Origin of the sequence: Providencia sp. 2.29 (genome assembly GCF_015832305.1) — a bacterium.
Classification (GTDB): Bacteria; Pseudomonadota; Gammaproteobacteria; order Enterobacterales; family Enterobacteriaceae; genus Providencia; species Providencia stuartii.
In genome coordinates this window covers 692,004-710,936 of record NZ_CP065420.1, presented here as the reverse complement: position 1 = coordinate 710,936, position 18,933 = coordinate 692,004, and the positions used below count along the sequence as shown (strand labels likewise).

The 18,933-nt window shown below is 43.9% G+C and carries 14 protein-coding genes; 7 read left to right on the top strand and 7 right to left on the bottom strand.

Annotation, left to right across the window (positions count from 1 at the left end):
• Window positions 1-41 precede the first annotated feature (41 nt).
• From nadR to serB, 3 genes are all read right to left on the bottom strand, one after another.
• Window positions 42-1,274, bottom strand: a complete 1,233-nt coding sequence (nadR, locus tag I3B46_RS03035) for a multifunctional transcriptional regulator/nicotinamide-nucleotide adenylyltransferase/ribosylnicotinamide kinase NadR (RefSeq protein WP_104873007.1) — start codon at window positions 1,272-1,274, stop codon at window positions 42-44.
• A gap of 79 nt (window positions 1,275-1,353) precedes the next feature.
• A complete protein-coding gene (radA, locus tag I3B46_RS03030; RefSeq protein WP_004926679.1) occupies window positions 1,354-2,742 on the bottom strand; it encodes a DNA repair protein RadA in 1,389 nt (462 codons plus the stop codon).
• 134 nt (window positions 2,743-2,876) lie between these two features.
• Window positions 2,877-3,854, bottom strand: a complete 978-nt coding sequence (gene serB / locus I3B46_RS03025; RefSeq protein WP_004926677.1) for a phosphoserine phosphatase — start codon at window positions 3,852-3,854, stop codon at window positions 2,877-2,879.
• Window positions 3,855-3,950: 96 nt separating this feature from the next.
• Here serB and I3B46_RS03020 point away from each other — a divergent pair, with 96 nt between their 5' ends.
• Window positions 3,951-4,730: an AhpA/YtjB family protein gene (locus tag I3B46_RS03020; protein WP_004926675.1), complete on the top strand. Its 780-nt coding sequence runs from the start codon at window positions 3,951-3,953 to the stop codon at window positions 4,728-4,730.
• A 43-nt stretch (window positions 4,731-4,773) separates the two neighbouring features.
• Here I3B46_RS03020 and I3B46_RS03015 read toward each other — a convergent pair whose 3' ends face one another.
• Window positions 4,774-5,556: an energy transducer TonB gene (locus tag I3B46_RS03015; protein WP_004926672.1), complete on the bottom strand. Its 783-nt coding sequence runs from the start codon at window positions 5,554-5,556 to the stop codon at window positions 4,774-4,776.
• Between the two features lie 179 nt (window positions 5,557-5,735).
• Here I3B46_RS03015 and I3B46_RS03010 point away from each other — a divergent pair, with 179 nt between their 5' ends.
• The 6 genes from I3B46_RS03010 to I3B46_RS02985 all read left to right on the top strand — a co-directional run bounded on the left by I3B46_RS03010 (window position 5,736) and on the right by I3B46_RS02985 (window position 15,338).
• On the top strand, window positions 5,736-6,272 hold the full coding sequence (locus I3B46_RS03010) for an RNA polymerase sigma factor (RefSeq protein ID WP_014656824.1): 537 nt from the start codon (window positions 5,736-5,738) through the stop codon (window positions 6,270-6,272).
• Window positions 6,272-7,258, top strand: coding sequence for a FecR family protein (locus tag I3B46_RS22265; protein WP_004926667.1), 987 nt, complete (start codon window positions 6,272-6,274; stop codon window positions 7,256-7,258). The genes I3B46_RS03010 and I3B46_RS22265 overlap by 1 nt, the downstream gene beginning before the upstream one ends.
• A 117-nt stretch (window positions 7,259-7,375) precedes the next feature.
• Entirely contained in the window at window positions 7,376-10,144 is a 2,769-nt protein-coding gene (locus tag I3B46_RS03000) for a secretin and TonB N-terminal domain-containing protein (protein WP_163761910.1), read from the top strand.
• A 45-nt stretch (window positions 10,145-10,189) separates the two neighbouring features.
• Window positions 10,190-11,896: an ABC transporter ATP-binding protein/permease gene (locus I3B46_RS02995; protein ID WP_104873009.1), complete on the top strand. Its 1,707-nt coding sequence runs from the start codon at window positions 10,190-10,192 to the stop codon at window positions 11,894-11,896.
• Complete coding sequence (locus tag I3B46_RS02990) at window positions 11,886-14,675, top strand: M16 family metallopeptidase (protein WP_060560952.1); 2,790 nt, start codon at window positions 11,886-11,888, stop codon at window positions 14,673-14,675. The genes I3B46_RS02995 and I3B46_RS02990 overlap by 11 nt, the downstream gene beginning before the upstream one ends.
• A gap of 159 nt (window positions 14,676-14,834) precedes the next feature.
• The gene (locus tag I3B46_RS02985; RefSeq protein ID WP_169342152.1) at window positions 14,835-15,338 is read left to right on the top strand and encodes a GNAT family N-acetyltransferase; all 504 of its coding nucleotides are present in this window, start codon (window positions 14,835-14,837) and stop codon (window positions 15,336-15,338) included.
• Between the two features lie 94 nt (window positions 15,339-15,432).
• Here the strand turns inward: I3B46_RS02985 and deoD are convergent, their stop codons facing one another.
• The 3 genes from deoD to deoA form a co-directional block, all read right to left on the bottom strand.
• The gene (gene deoD, locus I3B46_RS02980) at window positions 15,433-16,149 is read right to left on the bottom strand and encodes a purine-nucleoside phosphorylase (RefSeq protein ID WP_004926652.1); all 717 of its coding nucleotides are present in this window, start codon (window positions 16,147-16,149) and stop codon (window positions 15,433-15,435) included.
• 157 nt (window positions 16,150-16,306) lie between these two features.
• Window positions 16,307-17,530: a phosphopentomutase gene (deoB, locus tag I3B46_RS02975; RefSeq protein ID WP_014656829.1), complete on the bottom strand. Its 1,224-nt coding sequence runs from the start codon at window positions 17,528-17,530 to the stop codon at window positions 16,307-16,309.
• A gap of 61 nt (window positions 17,531-17,591) precedes the next feature.
• Window positions 17,592-18,914: a thymidine phosphorylase gene (gene deoA / locus I3B46_RS02970; RefSeq protein ID WP_004926646.1), complete on the bottom strand. Its 1,323-nt coding sequence runs from the start codon at window positions 18,912-18,914 to the stop codon at window positions 17,592-17,594.
• Between the last annotated feature and the right edge of the window lie 19 nt (window positions 18,915-18,933).

Genomic DNA, 18,933 nt, shown 5'->3' with positions numbered 1-18,933 from the left:
TTTGTGTTATTCCAATCTCTCACTTTCAATAACCCATTATATTATTCGTCTAACATCAGCAATTGCTGTACTAACGAAATACAGGTGAGAAAACGGGTATCATAGTCAGGAGAATCAACATGAACAAATTCCACGTTGTTTTTCTTTAGCATTTCAATTAACAAAGATTGAAACTCTTGCCGGTCTTTTTCACTCCCCAAGCTACGTAAACCATCGGCTACCCATGGGGTATTATTTTCTAATAAGATCACCAGATCAAAACGATACTCATCAATCAAGGCCTGTACGAAAGGATGCTCTTTGCCCTCATAGCGCTTACAAAAAGCCTGAGTGGTAATAAAATCGGTATCAATAAAAGCGACCTTATTGGCATATTTAACCGCGAAATCAATATATTGAGCATGGCCTAATGCAATTTTATCGTAGTCAGAATATTGCAATGCCATTTCATCACCACCAAGATGAGAAAACACATAATCACGCCCAAACTCCCACGCACTGGTGGTATTAAAAATATTGGCCAGTTTGTTGACGAGTGTCGATTTTCCACTCGATTCACCACCGAGTATTGCCACTTTACGTACAAAGAAGGGCTTCACTTCTGTCGGAATATAATCCCAATATCGGAAAGGGGCCTGACGAATTTGATTACCACTGATATTCATGAAGGTCCGTTCAGGATCGATTAAGATAGTTTCTATCCCTAAGTACTTTTTATAGCGCGGTGCATCATTGGCTTCACCCGAATAGATAAAACTTGGGTGAATATTGTGCTTTTTCAAAAAGCCCTTCATTCCCTCACTCCACACTTCCCAACCGTGTGGATAAGGTTCGATACCTTGCTCATCGAATGAATGAATATGAATATTTTTTTGATATTTGAATGTTTGTAATAACCAACGTAGACGGTCACTGACTGTCGGCTGTTGTGACATGGAGCTATTCACGAATAGGTCTTTATCACGCGGCTCATCATGGCAAAGAATGACATGTAACTCATCAACTTGACTACAAGCACGCTGGATCAAGTAGATTTGACCTGTATGTAAGGGATAGAATTTCCCGAAAACGACCCCAATGCTTTTTTGTTTATTTGGGTATTCCAGCCCTAAAAAGCGATGAAGTGCCGCGATCTTTTGTGCGCTCGGGCTTTTAATTTTGTTGTTGATAAGCTGGCTGAGATACCCTTTGGTCATATCAGAGGCATCAGCAACTTGCTGTAATGTATAGCCAGCTTGCTTAATTGCATTCTTAAGATAGTCAAATTCAGCCATTTAGTTCCCTTATTTGCTCTCAATAATTCGAAATGTAGCGCTATCGAACGCCACGAAAGTGCGAAATATGACGAGACGATTAATCAAATTCATCCATTACGCTTAAAGCATCTGACAACTTTTTCACACCATACACTTTCATATCGGGAGGTGATTTTTTGGGCATGTTCGCATGGGGAACAATCGCCCGTTTAAAGCCATGTTTTGCCGCTTCTGAAATACGCTCTTGCCCACTCGGCACAGGGCGAATTTCACCAGCTAAGCCAACTTCACCAAATACCACAAGGTCTCGTGGTAAAGGACGATCCCGAAAACTGGAGACTAAAGAAAGCAATAACGCCAAGTCCGCACTCGTTTCAGTGACCTTAACGCCGCCAACCACATTCACAAAAACGTCTTGGTCTGACATTTGTAAGCCACCATGGCGATGCAAAACAGCCAATAAAATCGCAAGACGGTTTTGCTCAAGCCCTACCGCAACTCGACGAGGATTTGACATCATTGAATGGTCGACCAATGCCTGTATCTCCACCAGCAGTGGGCGTGTGCCTTCCCATACCACCATGACGGAACTACCCGATGTGATTTCATCACCACGACTTAAGAAAATAGCCGAAGGATTATTTACCTCTTTCAAACCCTGTTCCGTCATCGCAAACACACCTAGCTCATTAACCGCACCAAAACGGTTTTTATGGCTACGCAAAGTACGAAAACGGTTATCGGCATCCCCATCCAACATAATCGAACAGTCGATACAGTGCTCTAACACCTTAGGACCAGCTAAAGAGCCATCTTTCGTCACATGACCGACCATAATGATAGCGACACCGCGCGTCTTGGCGAAACGCGTCAAGTAAGCGGCGGTTTCACGCACCTGAGCCACACTGCCGGGGGAAGATTGGATATCAGCCATATGCATGACTTGGATTGAGTCGATCACCATTAATTTAGGTTGCTCTTGCTCTGCCGTTAAACAAATTTGCTCAATGCTGGTTTCAGATAGCATATTTAGCGAATCCGTCGGCAAACCAAGGCGATGTGCACGCATAGCAACCTGTTGCAGCGACTCTTCCCCTGTGACATACAGTGTTTTCATTTCGCGTGAAAGTAAGCACATGGTCTGTAGTAGCAATGTACTTTTCCCAGCCCCTGGGTTCCCGCCAATCAAAATCGCGCTCCCCGGTACGACGCCACCACCAAGTACGCGGTCAAACTCTTTAAATCCTGTGGTAAAACGCGGCAGCTCTTCAAGGCTAATTTCTGATAGCTTTTGCACACGGCTTACGCCAGCAGCATTTCCGGCATACCCCGTTAAGCGATCATGACGTGGCGATGATTGACTTGAGGCGAGGCGCACTTCTGTAATGGTATTCCATGCATGACAGGCACTGCATTGCCCTTGCCAGCGCGGATAATCCGCACCGCACTCATTACAGACAAACGCTCTTTTTGCACCTTTCGCCACAATATTGCTCCTATTAACCCTTTTTTAACTAACTGCCTTTAATTCAAAGTATATGCTATTCAATAATCCGCATAGTTGCTGCCCGTAATACTTAAAATACCCCGTCGCTTTACGGCTGCCCTGTATGATGAATATTACCGCTCTTCGTGCTTAAGCCCCCCGCTCAACACGCACATAACCCCCATTAAATCAGCATGACGGATAGCCACTTTGGCACGTGCGTAGACTTTTGGCTTCGCGTGATAAGCTATTCCTAACCCCGCCTTACGCAACATTTTCAAGTCATTTGCGCCATCGCCGATTGCCACGGTTTGTTCAATCGGTATTTCTAAACGCTCTGCTAACTTAACCAGCGTTTGTGCTTTAAATTTGGCATCAACAATTGGCCCTTTGACTTTACCGGTGAGCTTGCCGTCTTTGATTTCTAGCTGATTCGCAACAGCGGCGACCAATTTTAATTGTTGACGTAAGTTATCGGCAAAGAATGTAAATCCTCCTGATGCAATCGCCACATGCCAATCCATCGCTTGTAATTTACGAACAAGGCTGGTTAAGCCAGGCATCAATGGCAGCGTATCCATGACTTGCTGCAAAATCATCACATCGGCCCCTTTAAGTAACGCCACACGCGCTCTTAAGCTTTCCGTGAAATCTAACTCACCTTGCATGGCTCGTTCAGTCACTTCCGATACTTGCTCGCCCACGCCATACAAACGTGCAATTTCATCGATACATTCAATTTGAATTGCCGTAGAGTCCATATCCATTAACAGCAGGCCCGGTGAACGTAAACGGGGAATTTGCCCTAATGGAACAACATCTAATAAACTTTCATCGGCTAATTTTTTGATGCGAGGAGTAATGCTTCCCGCAATTCTGACCACTTGATAGTCATCGATTCGCCATGATGAAACGATCACTATCGCTATCCCCAAACGCTGCTGAAAATCGCTGATCCGTGCCTTATCTAACCCTCGTCCATATAATAACCAACCACTGTCGCCAGCGCGATAATCTAAAGGCATGACCTCTTCACCGCTCAATGACAGCGGTAACCCAGGCCACTTTTGAATTTCATCGGGTAAATAGCAATAGGTCAAACTCGTTGACATGAAAATTAGCTCCTGTAATCGACTCAACGTTTTATAATAAAAATATGCCCCAAAACTACCTTATCTGTACAAGCTCTGGCAACATGATGCCAGAGAATGGATAAAGAGCACTTAGTGATTTCTATGAAACTGACCTTTAAGCTTCACAAAACAGTGATAATTATTATCTGTGTCGCATTAATCGCCCTATTAATGCATGGCATAACCTATTTAGGTAACAGCCAAAACCAAAACAGAGTCGAACAATTTAAACAGCTAACTCGAGTTTTGGCCGAACAAGTGGCTTTCAGCTTATCCGATTATATCGTTTCCGGCAGCAAAGATTTTAATCGAGAACGCATTATCGCCAATTTAAACAATGTCACCAAAGACAAATACATTTTGGATGCCAGTATTTATTCGGCGGGAGGAACCTTAATTGCGAGTGCGGGAGAGTCAGTTCCGGTACGTGAACGCCTTGCCATTGATAGCAAACAATCAACACAACCTTTTCAATATCAACTGGTTGTACCTATTCCCGGAAAAGAAGAGCCAAAAGGTTATTTACGGCTTACCATTGATACTGAGCTACTAACCACAGAAATTCAGCAAGCTGATAACAGTACCAATGTATTACGTTTCTTTATTTTATTAGCGCTCTGTATTGGGATTGTGCTGGCAAATACCTTATTCCGCACCAAGAAAAAGAAAGGCAAAAATGTACCGCCTCAGCTCGTTGTTGATGAAGACAGCGGCAATGAAGATGATGAAAATATGGCACCAAACATTGCCAAAAAACCTCATTTTGACCGGAAAAGAAGCGAACATCGGCCTTATCGCCCTAAAAGACGTCGTGCTAAAAGCAAGCCGAATAAGCCCAAACCCCCTGAAAATTAAGCCACGAACTCACACTGCTGAGGATCTCCCCTCAGCAGTTCAATTACATGGAATAAGTATCAAAAACAATCGGTGCAACGAATTCGACTTTGCCATCCACTAATAGCGTTTCAGGAGGGGCTGGGAATGGCGCTGCGCGGTTTATGGTCGCAATCGCCTCTTTATCTAACAGTTTGGTTCCAGATGAATTAATCAAACTGGCACTAATCACCTCACCGTGACTGTCCACCATCACTTTGACCTGAGAGACACCGGTTGAACGAAAACGTAGCGCCGCCCTTGGATAACGTTTCGCTTTTGCTAAACGCTGATGAACCTCACTGTGCCAACCTTGATGACCACTCACCGCCACCGAGGCATTACTGGAGAAGTTCGCACTGCTACTTGCTTCACTCCCCGCTGCTGGTGCCGAAGTCACTGCTGACTCTTGCGTACTGAGAGGCGCCTCTTCAACGACTTTTTTGACTTGTGTAGGTTTCTTTTTAGGTGGGTGTTTCTTTTCGCTGACCTTGGTTAAGGTTCCATTATTAACTAACGGTGTTTCGGGTAGTTTTTCTGTTTTTTCAACTAATTCAGGTAAAACTTCCTCATGTGTCGCCATCTGCTGTTTCGCAGCATGATTCACTTCAGGCTCTGAATGCTGCTCAAGCTGATAAACGCCTAGTTGTAATGATATTGCGGGTGGCAATACCCCTGTTGTCGGTATTGACGCCGTAAACCAGCCAATAAATATCACTGCGAGTGTTCCGTGGAAAAGAAGACTTAAAAATAAACCGCCCAGTGGACGGAAAATCGGGCGCTCTAACTTACCCGCGATACTGCTCATATTCTGCCTCACGACTTTATTTTTTGCAGATTATAGGCATAATACAAACAAAAATGATATTCATTATTATTAATAACATTCTAAAGTTAAAATAACTATTTGAAATAAAACAATAAAGCGATTTGAGCAAATCTTTATCACGCCTAAGCGTGTAATTTAACTTTTAACACCAGCGAAAAATGACTATTGATAAATCCCTTGCCCGTAAAATTAGCGGCGCATATCAGTCAACGTATAGCCAACTTGTCCGCTTTTTCCGCAATCGGCTAGGTAATAGTAACGATGCTGATGATTTATCTCAGGATGTGTTTACACTATGGCTTAATCGAAAAGAGCAATCTCCGATTAAAGAGAGCCGTGCTTATTTGTTCAAAATCGCCAATCATGTGTTAATTGACCATTGGCGACGTCATCAACGCCAATCCACGTCTGAAACAAACATTGATGATGCTTTACTTGAACAGCAGCTCGAAGAGACACAAGCTGATCCCAGTGAAATACTGGAGCATCAACAACGTATCCAGTGGCTTAGTGAGGCGATCGAGTCGCTCCCTCCACGGCGTCGCGAAGCTTTTTTGCTCTACCGATTTGATGGTTTGTCACAAAGTGAGATTGCTGAACGAATGGAAATTTCCATTAGTATGGTCGAAAAGCATATAGCAGCAGCTTTGGTACATTGTAAAAAACACCTTGATAATCAGAGCAATAATAATTAATGACACGTACAACACACTCTGAGCCGGATACATTAGATTCTATTGATGAGCAAGCAGCGCTGTGGTTCACCCGCAAGCACAGTCAGCAGATGAGCGCTGAACAAGCAAAGCAATTTGATATCTGGTTACACGCATCTCCTGAGCATGCGAAAGCCTATGAAGCGATTGCAGGGGTTTGGCGCGAGTTCGATTCAATGCCACGGCCAGCGTCTATTGAACTCCCCCCGAAAAAACAGCTCTTTTTCCGGTTATGGCGCCCATTGGGAAATACCTTAGCAGCGCTATTTATTGCCGCTATTTTATTCTTACCCTATAGTCAGCTACCCTCAATGTTGTTCAACAATATGACTCTCGTCGCAACTAATATGCCAAAAGAGGTCACTCTATCAGATGGCTCTGCATTATTTCTCAATCGCCAGACACGCGTGCGGGTAGCCTATGAAACAGAGGTTCGGCGGATATATCTAGATGAAGGTAACGCTTATTTCAAAGTCAAATCCAATCCTTATCGGCCTTTTGTGATTTTAGCCGATGAAAGGCGCATTCAAGTCATTGGCACTGAGTTTGAAGTCGATAGACATCAGCAACAAGTCGCTGTCCGTGTTAGCAAAGGGATAGTGAGTCTGAAAACAGGGCAAGAGCAAGCAACGACTTACCTGTTTGCTGGGGATAGCGCGACTAGCTCTGCCATCAATAGCCCTGTCAAAATGAATAAAATTGCGCCTCTTGATGTGGCAAGGTGGCGTTTTGGTGAGTTGAGCTTTACTGATAAACCATTGGCTGAGGTGCTCTCTGAACTTAACGCTTACTCACCCGTCAACATTGAATTATCACCGCCTTCTTTAGCGCAAAGTAAAATCTCTGGTCGGATCAATTTACGTCAACCTGAGTCATTTTTCCAAGCACTTCCAATGCTTTTACCTGTACAAGTCGTTTATCAAGACAAAAATAACATATTGATTATTCAAAATAAAAAAAATAAATGAAAATTATTTCGATTTACAGGTGAGGATAATTCTCATTTCCCCCTCTACTTAAGCAGTTGTTATTTATTTTGCCATTTTTAGCACACTTTTTGTGCCGCTTAAGAATAAGGGATACTCATGTCTATTCGATTCACCCACAAACGGTTTAAGCCGCTTGCACTGTTCGTTGCCGTTAGTAGCGCAATAGTTTGCCAATCTGCTGCTGCGCAAGAAGTCGCTTTCTCACTTCCAGAACAAGCACTAGCCACTTCTGTGGCACAGATAACCCAGCAAGGAAATATCCAATTACTGTATGACAAGAGCCAACTCAATGGCCTACGCGCGCCTGCATTATCAGGTCACTACACCGCACAAACCGCATTACAAAAAATACTTATCGGTAGCGGATTAGAGTTAGTCAGTGATAATGGCATCTTCGTGATCCGTTCACAGAACCTTAATCAAGGCACATTAGTCCTCCCCGAAACACAGGTTTCTGGGGTCGTACAACAAAATCACCCAGCGACAGATGTTATGTCTGCGCCACAGTATGTGACATCGGAAGAGATCAGCCAACGTAACACGGGCGATGGCAATATTACGGATCTGATGAAAACCAACCCTGCCGTTCAATTTGCTAATAATGACAGCAACTCAATGAACCAAGGGGAAATAAAGCCTTCGCGTATTTCAATTCACGGCTCCAGCAGTTATCAAAATGCTTATCGTCTTGATGGCGTTAGCTTCAACAATGACTTTGACCCCGCAGATAATGGCCTTGGTGAAACAGCAACCCGCTTAAGCAGTAGCGATCAGGGGATCTATATCGATAGTCGTCTTATCGATAGTATGGCGGTCTATGACAATAATATTCCTGTCGAATTTGGTGGCTTTACGGGGGGAACCGTTGAGGTTAATAGCCGCCGTTGGCAAGGTGAAAACAGCGCACATGCCTATTATCGGTTAACCCGCTCCGGTTGGAACAATTTATTTCATGATTCCTCGCTTGGGATCGATACGACCAAGAATGACACCGCTAACCCTGCTCGTTTCCAAAATCGCTACGATAAAGATGATTTTGGTGGTTGGTTCGAATTAGGTGTCAGTGAAAATTCAGGTATCGTATTTTCAGCATCACGCCGCAGTTCCACGATACCAATGACGGTAACTGGCGGCGATTCCGTTATCTTTGATGAAAATAATCAAGTGGAAATGGTTAATTTCGCTTCAGGTGAAAAGAAGCAGCACCGTACATCGGATAACTACTTCCTGAAATATTCGCTCGACCTATCAGATAAAAGCACATTAGATCTCTCAGCTAACTATGCCTCTTACGATAGTCGTCTATTTTCTGCTTCAGTCATGAATTCAGGTTATGATTCAACCCATGATGGACTGGGTTTTACCGCGGTTTTTAAACATCAATTTGATATTGGCCAATTCGAGTTAACCGCTAACACCCAAACACTCAAAGATGATCGTACTGATGACCAAAAATATTCACTCACAGTCCGTGCTATTGACTATTCCACCTATCAAACCACGGAAAGTAGCAGCGGCGGTTTAGGCGATCTCACCTCAAAACAGAAAAATCATGGGTTAAAGGGGGTGATGCGTTTTAATACCATGGAAGATGGCATAGGCCTCACTCATAAACCCACTTTAGGCGCAGAGCTCAATTACACCAAAGGCACTTATCGACGAGATAAAGACTACTTCCGTTATACATACACAGGTAGCATAGATGACAGTGGCATGTATAACGGTTACCTCAGTAATGTCACTCGATTCCAAGCAGGAAGCCACGCTGCGGACTACACTAATTATGCTGTATTCCTTGATGACAATATTCAATACGGCAAGTTAACCATTCGTCCGGGGATCCGTTTAGATCGCGACGACTTCGTTAATCGTACCAATATAACACCGCGTTTATCCGGTAACTACGACGTCTTTGGCGATGGCAAAACACAGATTATTGCAGGTGCGAACCGTTATTACGGTCGCTCAATGCTCACCTATGCCTTATATGGCGCACAAAATGATGGGATGCAATTATGCAATAGTTATGATGGCTGCTCCCTAGATCCTAATAAAAACGATTGGGATAACAAAAAAGATTATGAAGGACTTGATTCACTTAAAACCCCTTATAACGATGAGCTAACCCTTGCACTGCAACAGGAGATCTTATCAACCACATGGCGCCTACAATATGTCCACCGTGAAGGTTATGATGAGGTAAGAACGCGTACCAAATACGACACTCGTGATGCAAGTAAACGTAGCATTCGCACCTTTGATAATGGCGGTCGTAGTTCACATGACACCGTGACACTTTCCGTTAATAACAGCCAACCTTGGGAGTGGGCAGAAGCTTCTCATGTGATGACCGCTTCACTGACATGGCAGCAAAGTGAAAGTAATACGCCAAAAGATGCAGGCTATAACTCGTTTGATCCTGCCAATAAAGTGAACCTCAACAAGGTATGGTATGACGGTAAAGTCATTGATGCCTCGAAACTGCCATCCACCAGTTTCAACTCGCCATTCAAATTAAACTTAGAACTGACCAGTGTTTGGGATGATTACGACCTAACTTGGTATAACCGCCTGCAATGGTGGGGCGCACGCGACCAAGCTGTTCGCTATGACAATGCCTACGCATTTGATCCCGAGTATGGGCAAGTTCGTAAATACACCAAACAGCACTTCTCCAGTAAATACACATGGGATACCCGCCTTGGCTGGAAACCTGATTTTGCCTATGGCTTTGGTTTCTCTGTTGAAGTGAACAATATCTTGAATAACAAAAATATCGCAGACCGCTTTGTGTTCGAAGATAGGGTGTTGAAATCTTACGATCCAGGTCGCCAATTCTGGCTACAGGTCAATTACGACCTTTAAATCTTGTTAGCAATGTGAGCAATCTACAACAATACGAAGAACGTCATGAAGACACTGAAACAATTTTTCTATTTAGTTAAACCTTTTTGGGGGCAGCGCGCTGCCCTTTTCTGCTGGCTACTGCTTGCCGCCTCACTGGGGCTAACCCTGTCATCGGTCTGGTTCAATGTCAAAATGAACATGTGGAACGGTGATTTCTATAATGCGTTACAGAAACTGGATGGTCAGGCACTCTATGGCCTCTTGCAATATTTTGTGGTGTTAGTAAGCGGATTAATTTTCGTGGTCGTTATGGGGAACTATCTCAAGCAAATGCTGATCATTCGTTGGCGTAAAGGCATGACAGAGTTAGTGCTCAATCGCTGGCTTTCTCCAAACAGTAAACACTACATGCTACGATTAACCTCACAAGAGCCAGATAACCCTGATCAACGTATTGCAGAAGATATTCGATTACTGATTGAATCGACACTGAATCTGCTGGTCACCTTCCTGCACTCAATGTTAACACTGGTCTCCTTTGCCACTATTCTTTGGACACTGTCAGGTAGCCTCTCATTCAACTTGGTGGGTACTGATTGGTCTATCCCCGGTTATATGTTTTGGGCCTGTATTATTTACACCCTTATTGGTATCGCCTTAACGCAATGGATAGGTTTCCCTCTACGTCGCTTAAATATGGATAAGCAGCGCCGTGAAGCCGATTACCGTAGCGCCTTGATCAATTGCCGTCAGCATGGCGATGCAATAGCAGGGCAACGTGGTGAGACGCAAGATAGAAAAGAGCTCATGCAGCGCTTCGGTGAAATTATTCGTAATTGGAACCGCTTAATTCGTTGCGAACGGAACCTCTCTTTTTACACCGTTGGCTACCAACAAGTGACCGCTCTCGCCCCTGTATTATTGGCGCTGCCCAAATTCCTCGCCGGCGAAATTATGTTAGGCGGTTTGATGCAGTTACGCCAAGCCTTTAGCAGTGTTGCCACTTCATTAGGCTGGTTTATTTTCGCCTATAAAGAAATAGCGGCATGGCAGGCTACCGTCTCACGTCTATATAATTTTGTGATTTTATTGGAAAATGATAAAGCGGCTGAGGTAGAAATCACCGAAGAACCACATTTACTTGATGCCGCTGTTAAAGTGACTACCTCAGATAATCGCACTTTAATTGAGCATGTGCATGTCGTGGCTAAACAAGGGGAAGTCACTTTAATTTCTGGACGCTCCGGCATTGGTAAATCAACCCTATTACGTACTTTAAGTGGCCATTGGCCATTCTTTGAAGGTGCGATTAAACGTACAAACCACCTAATGTGGATCCCACAACGCCTTTATCTTCCTATCAGCCGTTTAGACAGCTTACTGGCATACCCTCAAGATGCTAAGCAATTTACAGAGGCTGATTTTAAACTCGCACTTAGCAAAGTGGGTCTAGAGAAACTGCACTATCAATTAAGTTTAGAGACAGACTGGCATAACCGATTATCAGGTGGTGAGCAACAACGCATTATGTTTGCTCGACTTCTTCTGAATCGCCCTAAATTATTACTTTTGGATGAAACCACTTCAGCACTTGATGAAAATAGCGCCCTTGAGTTAATTCAACTCATTAAACATGAACTACACGATAGCGCTATTGTGTTGGTTACCCATCAACGTTTCCTATCACAAGTTGCCGAACACACTCTTCCGCTTCAAGAAGCGCAAACTCGCGCCAATATAACCACAGGATTGCCTGAATATGCTTCGTAAAATATTACTCGCCGCTTTTATTGGCCTCAGCCTCACAGGCTGCGGGGTGTCTGCTTCATCCAGTACGATGGGGCAGAATTTATTGCCTATCCGTACTGATTTGCAACATTATCAATTAGATAATGGCCTAAACGTTTACCTATTACCGCGTTCTCAACCAGGTGTTGAGCTACGCTTATTAGTGAAAAGTGGCTCGTTGCAAGAAAACGAACAACAGCTAGGATTGGCCCATTTTACTGAACATATGGCCTTTAAAGGTACAAAACATTTTCCAGGCACAACAGGCTTTAAACAGTTAGAACAGCAAGGATTGAAGCTTGGCAGTCATGTCAACGCGATCACTAGCCTCAATTCAACCTTATATAAGCTATCACTCCCGAACGCCACACCAGCACAAGTCTCAACAGCCCTACAAGTGATGGCGGATTGGGCATCCAATATCTCATTTGATCAACAAGCGTTTGAAAAAGAGCGCCCAGTGATTATTGAAGAGTGGCGTTTGCGCCAAGGGATGGGCTATCGTGTTAATGATAGCCTTGAGCATTTACGCTACCACGGTAGCCGCTATGCAGAGCGTAACCCAATAGGGGAACTCGATATCGTTCGCCAAGCACCGATTGAACTGGCAAAAGAGTATTATGCGACATGGTATCAGCCACAACGTATGACCCTGCTGGTGATTGGGGATTTCAATCAATCTACAGTACGTGACGAAATCAATACGCTTTTCGCTATACCAAAGCCAGAAACCTTGTCTCAAGACAATCCAGAATGGAAGCAGTTTGCTCACTCTAATTTGCTGTTAGTTCAACCAGTGTTTGATAAAGAGCAAGGCGCTCGTTATGTTCAATTTGCTTTGCAAAAAGACATTATCGCCCCTCTCAACACACGAGAAGGGCAATACGAAGATTTAATGGATAGCTTATGGCTCGCCATTCTAAATCAACGTTTCTCTGTCTTAGTGGATAATGGCGTATTACCCGCCATTAGTATTAATGAGCAAGGCTCGATGTTAGATAACCAGCGCTTACAACAATTAATGATTATCCACCCTAAAGGAGATGATTATATTGGCGCCACTCAGGTTTTATTTACTGAGCTACAGCGATTAGCGACTGAGCCGGTAACACAAGAAGAGCTTGATAGCGCTCGTCAAAATCTATTGAAAAAACTCAGCCAGCAGGCCGCCGCTGAACAGCGCTATGGCAATGATTATTTGGCAGGTCAATTAACCACCGCGCTTGAATATGAGATGCCAATGTGGAATAAACGCCAACAATTGGATAAGAGCTACCAACTGATTGGAAAAGTTAAACCGCACGATTTACAGCAGCACGTTGCTAACTTTTTAAATGAAGCTTCACCACGCTTAGCCCTAATTGGTCCTGATACTGACGCAAATAAAGTCAATCATGCGGACTTTAGTGAGCAGTGGCAAAATACCCGCCTAAGTTCACCGGGGCCATTCACCTTACGCTCTCAAGCGATCACTCTGCAATTGCCTAAAGTGGCTAAAGGCACAATCACTGAGCAGACTGCACTTCCTGTCGCAAAAACCGAACGTTGGCTACTTAGCAATGGTATTCAGGTCATCGTCAAAGCTGATAAAAATCTTAAAGAAGATATTCAGTTTAATTTACAGCTACCCGGCGGCCGTTCACTTGAAACCATGCAAACTGCGGGGCTAACAGATTGGGCATTAAAGCTACCAGAAAGTAGCGGTTATGGTGAATATAGCGCACGTGATTTGGCATTATTAGCGAAACAAAATCAGATTTCGCTTCGCCCTTATAGTGAATTGCTCACTCATGGTTTCCGCGGTAAGGCCCCTGTTGATAACCTCGAAACCGCCCTGCAATTACTGCACTTAAAATTGACAGTTCCGCAATTTAGCGGTGAAAAATTAGAGCAGCAGAAACAGTCATTTGCGTTGAACCTTGCCAAAACACCTGTTGAGCGCACCTTCCTTGATAATATTAATAAGGAAAGCTACCAGCACGGTGAACTGTTAGTCATTAACCCACAAGGTGGCTGGAAAAATTTCACCGCTGGCCAATTACAGCAAGCTAACCGCCAGTTACTCACTTCGACGGCGAATATGACACTGGTAATTAGCGGAGCAGTGAATACCCGTGACTTAAAACCATTATTAGAACAGTGGGTTGCTTCTATCCCTGCCAGTCATCATCAGCTGGCATGGCGTGATCAGGGGATCATGCCTAAAATGGCGAGCTTCAATAAAAATTACCCGATCAGCAGTAGTGATAAAAGTATGGTCAGCATCCAATTTGCTGCCCCTGCACAATGGACACAGCAAGATCAGTTAGCAATGCAACTGCTAGATACCATTGTGAGCCAACGTCTACGCGGCGAACTCCGCGAAAAAGCCAGCGGTATCTATGCACTTGGTTTTTCACAAATGCTGGCGAAAAAACCGCAGCCTTACTATTTTGCACGCCTCAACTTTACCACCTCACCAGAACGTACTGAGGAGATGTCACAGATCGCCCAAAAGACAATTAATCAACTACGTCACTCAGGGGTAAATAGTAAAGAATTAACTGAAGCAAAAAATATTTGGCTTACGGAAAATGCACAAATAACCGACAGTTCAGGTTATTGGACCGAGGCGTTAGCTCAGGTCGCTGCCGATGACCAACAATATCAGCGTCTAAACCAAGAGCGTGCCATTATCCAGCAACTTACGGTCAATGATCTCAACCGTATCGCCAATCAATATCTGGGGCAAAACCCGAAAGTATTTACGATGACACCATAACCGTAGCTATTGAAGGGGGTTAATCCCCCCTTTTTATTCGCTTAAAATACGGGCTGATAAAACGCTGCCTCACGAAAATACGATCATTTAATTATTTGACGTTCACTAGGCTTATATGATTAATGATCGTGTTTTCAAATAAAAAAGAGAAATAGCATGATGAACGACATCGTTATCCGTAGAGCAACCTTAGACGATATTCCCGCCGTCACTCAAATGCATATTGATTATTCGGCATACGCTAATACATTACAGCTACCCTACCCATCGACAGAAACTTGGGAGGCACGTCTAGCTACCAATGATCCTCTCGTCACGCATTTTGTTGCTACTCTTGATAATACTGTCGTTGGGATCCTCACTCTCCATCAACCAAGTCAACAACGGCGTAAACATGCCGCGAGTTTTGGCATTACGGTCAGTCAAATGCACCAAGGAAAAGGTATTGGTTCGAAGCTTATGCAAGTGATGGTCGACTACTGTGATAACTGGTTAAACATCCGCCGTATTGAATTAGAAGTGTATGCCACTAATGACAATGGCTTGGGGCTCTATAAAAAGTTTGGTTTTGAACAAGAAGGTGTGATGCGTGATTACGCTTTCCGCGATGGCCAATATGTCGATGCGATTATGATGAGTAGGATTAATAAAAATCGAGGGTAATCAAACCCACTTGGGTGCCATGAGCTTCATTTTTCCCCAAATAAAAATGCCACGTGATGTACGTGGCATTACTCAATTAAAAATCATTTAATGATTATTTATCGCCTAATAGCACTGAATCCAATGCGATTTCAATCATTTCGTTGAACGTTGTTTGGCGCTCCGCTGAGGTTGTTTGCTCACCTGTTTTAATATGGTCAGAAACAGTACAAATGGTCAGCGCACGAGCACCGAACTCCGCAGCCACACCATAAATACCCGCAGCTTCCATCTCAACACCCAGAATGCCGTATTTTTCCATGACTTTGAACATGTCTGGATCAGGAGAATAGAACAGGTCAGCAGAGAATAAGTTACCGACACGAACATTAACATTTTTTGCCTTCGCAGCTTCTACCGCATTATGAACAAGTTCATAGTCAGCAATTGCCGCGAAATCGTGATCTTTAAAACGTTGACGGTTTACTTTCGAATCAGTACATGCCCCCATGCCGATCACAACATCGCGCAGTTTCACATCATCCATTACCGCACCGCATGAACCCACACGAATAATCACTTTTACACCAAAATCAGTGATCAACTCTTTTGCATAGATAGAGCAAGAAGGGATACCCATACCGTGACCCATCACGGAGATCTTACGACCTTTATAAGTACCAGTGAAACCTAGCATACCGCGAACATTATTCACCTGACGCACGTCTTCGAGGAAAGTTTCAGCGATATATTTTGCACGCAGCGGGTCACCTGGCATCAATACGACGTCAGCAAAATCACCCATTTCTGCATTAATATGAGGAGTTGCCATTATTATTATTCCTTATAAATCATTAAATTAAAGGGTTTAACATCATTACCTGATAATAGTAGCGACTGATAATACTCGCTGTCTACGGCAAATGACCCAATACTATCAACAATAAATAAGGCAGTTTCCTGCCTTATTTAGTTTTTATGTTAACCAATTACAGCATTGGCTTGCCGTATTCCATCGGTGATAGATCGAAATATTTAGCGACTGTCTGACCGATATCCGCGAATGTTTCGCGATGACCTAAAAAGCCTGGTTTGACTTTCGGACCATAAATCAGAACAGGAATGTGCTCACGGGTATGGTCAGTACCATGCCAAGTTGGGTCACAACCATGGTCTGCGGTTAAGATCAAAATATCATCTTCTTTGACCAGTTCCATCAGTTCCGGTAAACGGCGGTCAAAGAGTTCTAACGCTGCTGCATAGCCCGGTACGTCACGGCGGTGACCATAAGCGGAGTCGAAATCAACAAAGTTAGTAAATACAATAGTCTTATCACCAGCCAGTTTCATTTCTTTCACGGTTGCGTCGAACAGCGCATCAATCCCTGTTGCTTTGACTTTCTTAGTGATACCTACATGTGCGTAGATATCCGCAATTTTACCGATAGAAACCACTTCACCTTGTTTTTCTTCAACTAATTTTTGCAGCATCGTTGGTGATGGTGGCTCAACGGCTAAGTCATGACGGTTACCGGTACGCTCAAAGCTACCAGCTTTATCGCCAATAAATGGACGTGCGATAACACGACCAATGTTATAGCCGCCGTTTGTCAACTCTTCACGAGCGATTTCACATAGCTCATACAGTTTGTCTAAGCCATAAGTCTCTTCATGGCAGGCGATTTGGAATACGGAGTCAGCGGAGGTGTAGAAAATCGGTTTACCCGTTTTCATGTGTTCTTCACCCAGTTTATCCAAAATAACCGTACCTGAAGAGTGGCAGTTACCTAAGTAACCCGGCAAATTAGCACGTTTAACAATGATATCTAACAGCTCTTGTGGGAAGCTATTTTCTTCATCCGCGAAATACCCCCAATCAAAGAGCACAGGTACACCCGCAATTTCCCAGTGGCCTGATGGTGTATCTTTACCAGACGAGATTTCGCTCGCGTAAGCATAAGCACCGATAATTTCTGAATTGGGATCAAGGCCAGCAGGGAATTTACCGCAAGATGCTTCAGCCGCTTTACCTAAACCCAATTTGGTTAAGTTAGGTAAATGCAGTGGTCCTTGACGACCTTTGTCTGCATCACCACGTGCACAGGCCTCTGCAATATGACCTAATGTGTTTGAACCTTCATCATTAAATTTGTGCGCATCACCGGCTGCACCAATCCCAAAAGAATCCAACACCATAATAAATGTACGTTTCATAACTTCTCTCCTGCGTCATCTTTCCTAATTAGGAAGTGCCACTGATAAAACTGTTTGTCAATTATTCACTAATTTGGCGATAAACCATTGGCGTCGTTTCTGGTTTTTGATCACCAATAACCATGGCTGCACGCACCTCTTTTGCCGCTTCTTCCCACGATTTCTCGCTATTAGCATGAATAATTGCTAGTGGAGTTTGATTATCAACCGAAGTACCTAACGCGGCGATATCGCTCAAACCAACACTATAATCAATCGGATCCGTTGCCTTACGACGGCCACCACCTAATGTCACAACAGACATGCCGAGCGCACGTGTATCCATCGCGGTAATTATACCCGCTTTCTCTGCATACACCGCTTTGCTCAGTACAGCAGTAGGCAAATATTTGTTGTAGTTTTCAACAAAGTCACTTGGGCCTTTTTGAGCCGCAACCATACGACCAAAGACTTCCGCTGCCTTACCGTTATCTAAGACTGCTTGTAATTTTTGGCGAGCTTCTTCTCTATTTGCCGCCAATGAACCAGACACCAGCATTTCAACACACAGCGCCATCGTCACTTCATACAAACGAGGGTTACGGTATTCGCCCGTTAAGAACTGAACGGCTTCGCGTACTTCAACCGCATTACCGGCACTAGAAGCGAGTACTTCATTCATGTCGGTTAACAGTGCGGTTGTTTTACACCCCGCACCATTAGCGACTTTAACAATGGACTCGGCCAGTTGCTCTGATTTTTCGTAGGTTGGCATAAATGCACCTGAACCCACCTTAACATCCATGACTAGTGCATCAAGGCCCTCTGCCAATTTTTTACCTAAAATAGAGGCGGTAATCAGTGGAATAGAGTCAACCGTTGCAGTGATATCACGTGTTGCGTAAAAGCGTTTATCCGCAGGTGCGAGTGAACTCGTCTGCCCAATAATTGCAACACCAACGTCACGAATAATGTCACGAAAACGCTCATCATTAGGGAAAATATCGAAATTAGGGATCGCTTCAAGCTTATCCAGTGTGCCACCGGTATGGCCTAAACCACGCCCCGAAATCATCGGAACATAGCCGCCACATGCCGCTACCATTGGACCTAACATCAATGAGGTGACATCACCAACGCCACCCGTAGAGTGTTTATCGACGAGTGGGCCATTTAAGTTTAATGATTTCCAATTTAAAACAGTGCCTGAATCACGCATTGCTAACGTCAGGGCAACACGCTCAGCCATGGTCATATCATTAAAATAGATGGTCATTGCCAAAGCGGCTATTTGACCTTCAGAAACTGAATTATCGCGTACACCATTAATGAAGAAACGAATTTCTTCTTCGCTCAGTGGTTTACCATCACGTTTTTTACGGATAATTTCTTGTGCCAGAAACACGGTATGCTCCTTAATTCAA

Bases quoted from the DNA above. Each gene is read 5' to 3' on its own strand.
- deoB (WP_014656829.1), bottom strand. From the start codon at position 17,530: ATGAAACGTACATTTATTATGGTGTTGGATTCTTTTGGGATTGGTGCA.
- deoD (WP_004926652.1), bottom strand. From the start codon at position 16,149: ATGGCAACTCCTCATATTAATGCAGAAATGGGTGATTTTGCTGACGTC.
- I3B46_RS02990 (WP_060560952.1), top strand. From the start codon at position 11,886: ATGCTTCGTAAAATATTACTCGCCGCTTTTATTGGCCTCAGCCTCACA.
- I3B46_RS22265 (WP_004926667.1), top strand. From the start codon at position 6,272: ATGACACGTACAACACACTCTGAGCCGGATACATTAGATTCTATTGAT.
- I3B46_RS03010 (WP_014656824.1), top strand. From the start codon at position 5,736: ATGACTATTGATAAATCCCTTGCCCGTAAAATTAGCGGCGCATATCAG.
- I3B46_RS02995 (WP_104873009.1), top strand. From the start codon at position 10,190: ATGAAGACACTGAAACAATTTTTCTATTTAGTTAAACCTTTTTGGGGG.
- I3B46_RS03000 (WP_163761910.1), top strand. From the start codon at position 7,376: ATGTCTATTCGATTCACCCACAAACGGTTTAAGCCGCTTGCACTGTTC.
- nadR (WP_104873007.1), bottom strand. From the start codon at position 1,274: ATGGCTGAATTTGACTATCTTAAGAATGCAATTAAGCAAGCTGGCTAT.
- I3B46_RS02985 (WP_169342152.1), top strand. From the start codon at position 14,835: ATGAACGACATCGTTATCCGTAGAGCAACCTTAGACGATATTCCCGCC.
- I3B46_RS03015 (WP_004926672.1), bottom strand. From the start codon at position 5,556: ATGAGCAGTATCGCGGGTAAGTTAGAGCGCCCGATTTTCCGTCCACTG.
- I3B46_RS03020 (WP_004926675.1), top strand. From the start codon at position 3,951: ATGGATAAAGAGCACTTAGTGATTTCTATGAAACTGACCTTTAAGCTT.
- serB (WP_004926677.1), bottom strand. From the start codon at position 3,854: ATGTCAACGAGTTTGACCTATTGCTATTTACCCGATGAAATTCAAAAG.